The 211-nt window shown below is 40.8% G+C and carries 1 protein-coding gene; it reads left to right on the top strand.

Annotated elements, in window-relative coordinates; genetic code table 11:
* Window positions 1-211 (top strand): hypothetical protein (locus NE619_RS18745; protein ID WP_330640895.1); only part of this gene is annotated, 211 nt, incomplete at both ends.

Raw genomic sequence — 211 nt, 5'->3', positions numbered from 1 at the left:
ATCGGAACAACGACGGAAGCGGTACAGCTTGTAAAATATTTACAGGTAAAAGGATATAAAGCATGCTACATCGAAGTGAATAATACCGGATTCGTGCAAGAACATGGACAGGTGTTTGTTTCAGAACACGATGAATATCTCGGTCGGGTTACCTATGAGGGGGTGGATCTGTATTATAAACAGGAAAAGATACAAGAAATCTTCCATCAGG

The sequence above is a fragment of the Anaerovorax odorimutans genome, assembly GCF_024459955.1.
In the GTDB taxonomy this organism is placed as follows: Bacteria; Bacillota; Clostridia; order Peptostreptococcales; family Anaerovoracaceae; genus Hominibacterium; species Hominibacterium odorimutans_A.
Note: the sequence above shows the minus strand (reverse complement) of the source record. Positions and strands in the feature narration are given on the sequence as shown.